Source organism: Rhodoblastus sp. (assembly GCF_052145335.1).
Lineage (GTDB): Bacteria > Pseudomonadota > Alphaproteobacteria > Rhizobiales > Beijerinckiaceae > Rhodoblastus.
On record NZ_JBKQOU010000376.1, the window covers coordinates 1 to 4,970 of the forward strand.

The following is a 4,970-nucleotide window of genomic DNA, read 5'->3' on the forward strand; positions in this document are numbered from 1 at the left end:
CGAGAGGCTCGATCATGGCCAGCGCGGCGTTTCGTTCGCCATGCCCATCCGCGGGCGTCAGGCAGGCGTTGACGATCAGGCAGGATCGGTTTTCCATCAAGGCGTGGCCGAGATAGGCGAGCTTGGCCTCCATGCCTGGCCTTTGCGATAAAGCTTCGCTTCGGGATCGGTCGTCGAGGCGTGCGTCTCGTTCGAACGCTTTTGGCCCTTGAAGTCGACCTCGGCGTTTCGCCCAGACCCAGGCGGCGGCTCGTCTTCCGGACCGTCTTTGGGCTTGAAGCTCTTCATTGAAGCCCAGGCCTCGATCAACGTGCCGTCGACGGAAAAGTGGTCGCTTCCGTAATGGCCCCTTCGATGTCAAGTCCCTCATATGAACCTCATCAATCTTTGGCGCGCCGCGTGAGCGCGCTCATCGTCTCGCCGTAGCGAGCGCGGCGCCTGTTGGCTGTTTCCGTTGTCGACGCCGCCGGTCTCTTGCTTCCGTTCGTGGTCGGCACACAGGCCGCCACACCATGCCATCAGAGAAATCGGTGAGCCAATCTCGATACAGCGTGGTCCGGCGATTGTCGGCCACTTCGACCACTACGGCTTCACCGGCTCCATCGTCCCGGCGACGGGACTTCGGACGAAACGGGCCTTGTTCAGCTCGTTTCGGATTCACATTTCCAATCGATTAGGCTCGAACGAGCTGCTGAACTTTTGACGCCTCCCTGGTCCAGCGAAAATTCGTCCCATCGATCCACATGCGATGCAGGATCACGCCGATCTTGCGCGCCAAGGCTACCTTGGCCCGTTTCGCTCCGCGCCGCTTGACGAGGTCCATTCCCCAGCGCTTGAGCGCCGAGAATCGCGTTACGCGCGAAAGAAGAATATTGGCCGCCTCGTATAGCGCCGTGCGCACCATTCCGTCGCCGACGCGCGAAATGCCGCCGGTTATGTCCGTCTCCCCCGATTGATATTTTTTCGGTGTCAGACCGAACAAGGCGCCGACAGCCTTGGATTTTCCGATCCGCGTTGGATCGTCGACGGCGGTTTTGAACGTAATCGCCACCAGCGGGCCGACGCCTGGCGTCGTCATCAAACGTCGGCAAATTTCGTCCTTGCGGACGATCGCCAACATTTTCTTGTGCAGCTTGTTGTATTCCGTCTGTAACGACGAGCGCGCCGCCAACAAGGCCGAGCAAACCTGTTCCAGCATCATCAGGCCGGCGCACAGTTAGTGGACCCGCAGATCAAAGCTCTTGCGTGTCACCTGACTCATTTTCAGGCCGAACCCGCGCAAAATGCCGCGAATGCTGGACTCGATGTCGAGCAATTTCCCGAGCAAAAGCTTGCGCGCGACAAGCAGCGCCCGGACCTCCTGCGAGCCAACCGATTTGCAATGAACAGGCCGGAACCAGCCCATTCTAAGCAACTGGGCGATGCAGCGCGCATCCTTGCGATCGGTCTTCACCGTCATCGCCGACAGCGCGGCTTTCACATGCCGCGTTTCCAAGAGAACCGTATCAAAACCCAAACTCGTCAGCCCGGCATTTAGCCATTGCGAGAGCGGCCCTGCCTCAAGCCCGATACGATCGATCGACATGTCCAGACCTCGAAGAAAATCAACGAGCGCGGCGGGTTCGCTCTCGACCTTCGCTTCCTTCACAATCTTGCCCTTGGCGTCGACGATGCAAACGCTCGACAGTTCCAAAGAGACGTCGATTCCGGCATAATATTCCATGGCTGTCCTCCGTCCCAAGATGCTTGGGGCCGGCGTGAAACTGGACCCCGTTCTTCATCATACGGGGGACAGCCACCGTCCTGAACCAGAGGCTCCGGTCGGGGCCATTACGGCATCTCGACATCAGCTTCTTGTCGCGCCGCTGCGCCAGGACGGCGGCGAGAAACTTCGCCGCTATGGCCCCGTCCAGCAGGCGGTCGCGGTTTTTCGAAAACACGGTCGCGTCCCAGACTTTGTCGTCGATGGCCAGGCCAACGAACCAGCGAAACAGAAGATCAGTGTCGAGCCGCTCCATCAATTGTCGCTCGGAGGAGCGCACGGCGTATCGCGGTTGGGCGTGCTGACCGCGGTGTCCTTCGGCGTGAACACGCGCGTCATTCGAAATTTCGTTGAAGGGCGCTTTGAATTGCCCTGAATTGCGATCGACGGATTCATACAGCGCCTTGTAGCCGACGATCATCGGGAAGCCATCGAGATAGGCCTCCTCGGCGATCGCCTTGGCCTCCGCGATGATTTTGGCTTCGCCGATCGTAAGCTTTTCCTGCGCCCAGAATGGCTCTGCTTGGATTGCGGCATAGCCTGTGTGAAAGTCAGTTGCATAACTCGAACGGACGCCGAGGGACGCGTCTTCGATGTTTCGGAGGCCGTGCGCACCGCTCGCGCCTGGATGAAACGCCGTGTCGAGGCCGGCCAGCCCGCCTCTCCGGGATGTTTACCCGGGCGGAAGTCACCTACGCCTGGCCGCGCGCGGACGGCACGGTCGGTTCCGACCGCGAGCCCGTCGCCCTGTTCACGGGTGAAGCCGTTCACGCCTATCTTGGACAACTCACCGACAATGTTATCGGAGAAATGCTGAACGAGCTGGCGGTCGAGCTCGGCGCCGCGCTTGGACAGGAATGCATTTACGTCGCGTTCGCCGACCGAACTTGGAATTTAGATGCCGGAGCGCGCGAAGTTTGATGATTGGCGGCGTAGGTCCTGGATAAGATGAGCAATGGAACCCATCGTCGAGCTCATCTGCGACAAGCGCCTCCAGTGCCACGGATGGTCCGAATATGAAGCGGCTATTGGACGGCTGGTTTCGTCCGGTTCGCGCGCTGAAGGCCGACAATAAGGTTCTATTGCGTCCGTCGGGACCGACGCTTAACTCATTCAGGCGCAATTGCGTTGGCGGCGGCCTCGTTCGCTGGCTTAGGAACAGCAACCTGAAGGCTCACGCCTCGTCTTCCGGCTGGGTCGTTTTTTCCAATTGTTCGGCCACCTGCCTGCGCAGGTGGCGACGCAATTCGGCGGCGCGATTGCGCCTTTTCTCGATGGCGGTTTCGATCTTCAGTTCCGGAACGGCGACCGGCCTGTGCTCGTCATCGACCGCGACCATGGTAAAATAGCAGGAATTGGTGTGACGGCGCGTGCCCTTGCGTATGTCCTCGGCCTCGACGCGAATGCCGATTTCCATCGATGTGTGGCCGACGTGATTGACGCTCGCCCGAAAGGTCACTAGTTCGCCGACATGGATCGGCTCCTTGAACGTCACCTGATCGACCGACAACGTGACCGCATATCGTCCCGAAAAGCGGGAGGCGCAGGAAAAGGCGACACGGTCCAGCAGATTGAGCAGTGCGCCGCCATGCACTTTGCCGGAAAAATTCGCCATATCCGGCGTCATCAAAACCGTCATCACAAGTTGGCGCGACTCGCTCATTTAGACCTCGCTGGCATAAAGCAATTCGACGACGACCATCAAGAACAGCGTGAGCGGCGCCGCGATGAGCACCGAGGCCGGACCGAGGAGGAGGCCAAACGCTACGATGGACAGCAGGGACAAGACTGGCGGCAGCGCCGTCGCCTCCGCCTGCACGAAAGGCGTGATGAAATTGTCTTCGACGAGCACGGTGGCGTACATGGCGATGACAATGAAATAGAAGACCAGGGCGAATAGCCAGGCTATTGCAAATGGCCAGTAGATCGATTTCTCCGCAGGCGCGGGCGCTGTAGAAGGCGCTGTTGCTCCGCTTTGCACTGACATTGGCTTTCTCCTCACCGACATTTTATGATTTGGCGCAGGTGGCCGCCCGTTACGACGCGCCCGCGATGATCACGAAGATCAATTAGCTCCCGCCGGAAAGAACAACCAGAAGCGCCCCCCGCGCCTCTCATCGCTTTGCCGTCTTCTGTATCGGTTGGTGCCCAGTGACTGATACTCTGGGCCTCGGCTGCATTGATGTGCGTCATGGGACCCACACCTCGCTGAAAGGACGGAGGCTTGGGTCCTATGACCCAAGCCTCCGCGAAAGCGCGCAGCATTGTGCGCGTACGCGCGTAAGCTGCGATCGAGCCCGGCCCGGTCGTGGGGGGCGATGGGGTCGAAAGGGCCCAGGACGCCGATCCACAACTCACGGGCGCAAACGTACAAGCAGCAGTTGGCTGCAGCCACTAAACACGTGTTTACAATATTAAATTGGGATTTAGAGTGATTGCGGCCGATCACCTTGCCGGGCGGCGGCTGGCCATTTCATATCGTTGGCGCATTGTTGACACTTTCATATTCGAACCATTTACCCCCTTTTCGGCGCGATGAGGTCGTCGGGCTCGATCATGCCGCGCCTCACTTCCCGGTCCAGGATTTGAGCTTTCTGGACAAAAAATCGTTGGCGACCGCCAGCTCCCCGATCTTGGCGTGCAAGTCCCTGACTGCGCTCTCGTCGATCTCGGCTGGCTTCTTGCCGCCGCGTTCGAAAATATCGGCCGCTCCTTCGAGCAGGGCCTTTTTCCATTGGTGAATCAGGGTGGGATGCACGCCATAAGCCGTCGCCAGCTCGGCTGCGGTCTTCTCGCCCTTCAAGGCTTCCAGCGCGACGCGCGCCTTGAATGCGGCGTCATGATTTCTCCGCTTCGACATGTCTGATCTCCTCGTTCTTGGAGACCAGCAGACATCAGATCGTAGCTTCCGTCAGCGTCCGATTTTCGGGGAGTAGCTCACCAGATGCGCCAGACAGGTTTGTTGCGCGGCGCCATGATTTTGTTGCGCGGAGTAACGATCCGAGATCCAGACCTTCGGCCTATGGCCGTTCATCGTCTCCTCCGCGACACGGGCGGCGCGCGAATAGTCGGGCTGATGCACCACGGCGTCCTTGCAGCGAAACACCCAATGATGGGAGTTTGTCCCCTCGATCCGCACGCCGGTTTCGTCGCTGGCGACAACCTTGGCGCCGCGAAGAACGGCCTTCGCCTTGTCGGCCGCGAGCTT

At 59.6% G+C, this 4,970-nt stretch carries 4 protein-coding genes and 4 pseudogenes; 1 reads left to right on the forward strand and 7 read right to left on the reverse strand.

Translation table 11 applies throughout. From position 1 onward, the window contains the following. The 3 pseudogenes from ACLP2E_RS22140 to ACLP2E_RS22150 form a co-directional block, all read right to left on the reverse strand. Positions 1-336: pseudogene (locus ACLP2E_RS22140) on the reverse strand (IS5/IS1182 family transposase); the annotation flags it as partial. 337 nt (positions 337-673) lie between these two features. Next, a pseudogene (locus ACLP2E_RS22145) lies at positions 674-1,723 on the reverse strand (IS110 family transposase). Between the two features lie 118 nt (positions 1,724-1,841). Then, positions 1,842-2,033 (reverse strand): annotated as a pseudogene (locus ACLP2E_RS22150) (transposase); the annotation flags it as partial. 398 nt (positions 2,034-2,431) lie between these two features. Here ACLP2E_RS22150 and ACLP2E_RS22155 point away from each other — a divergent pair. Next, a complete protein-coding gene (locus tag ACLP2E_RS22155; RefSeq protein WP_442467148.1) occupies positions 2,432-2,683 on the forward strand; it encodes a hypothetical protein in 252 nt (83 codons plus the stop codon). Positions 2,684-2,936: 253 nt separating this feature from the next. On the opposite strand, the gene ACLP2E_RS22160 is transcribed toward ACLP2E_RS22155, so the two are convergent. The 4 genes and pseudogenes from ACLP2E_RS22160 to ACLP2E_RS22175 all read right to left on the reverse strand — a co-directional run. After that, on the reverse strand, positions 2,937-3,425 hold the full coding sequence (locus ACLP2E_RS22160; RefSeq protein ID WP_442467149.1) for an acyl-CoA thioesterase: 489 nt from the start codon (positions 3,423-3,425) through the stop codon (positions 2,937-2,939). Further along, positions 3,426-3,749, reverse strand: coding sequence for a hypothetical protein (locus ACLP2E_RS22165; protein WP_442467150.1), 324 nt, complete (start codon positions 3,747-3,749; stop codon positions 3,426-3,428). A 579-nt stretch (positions 3,750-4,328) separates the two neighbouring features. Then, entirely contained in the window at positions 4,329-4,622 is a 294-nt protein-coding gene (locus tag ACLP2E_RS22170) for a transposase (protein WP_442467151.1), read from the reverse strand. A 60-nt stretch (positions 4,623-4,682) separates the two neighbouring features. After that, positions 4,683-4,970 (reverse strand): annotated as a pseudogene (locus tag ACLP2E_RS22175) (IS66 family transposase); the annotation flags it as partial.

What these genes read in the sequence shown, in the direction of transcription:
- ACLP2E_RS22155 (WP_442467148.1), top strand. Translation starts at nt 2,432, where the DNA reads ATGTTTACCCGGGCGGAAGTCACCTACGCCTGGCCGCGCGCGGACGGC.
- ACLP2E_RS22160 (WP_442467149.1), bottom strand. Translation starts at nt 3,425, where the DNA reads ATGAGCGAGTCGCGCCAACTTGTGATGACGGTTTTGATGACGCCGGAT.
- ACLP2E_RS22165 (WP_442467150.1), bottom strand. Translation starts at nt 3,749, where the DNA reads ATGTCAGTGCAAAGCGGAGCAACAGCGCCTTCTACAGCGCCCGCGCCT.
- ACLP2E_RS22170 (WP_442467151.1), bottom strand. Translation starts at nt 4,622, where the DNA reads ATGTCGAAGCGGAGAAATCATGACGCCGCATTCAAGGCGCGCGTCGCG.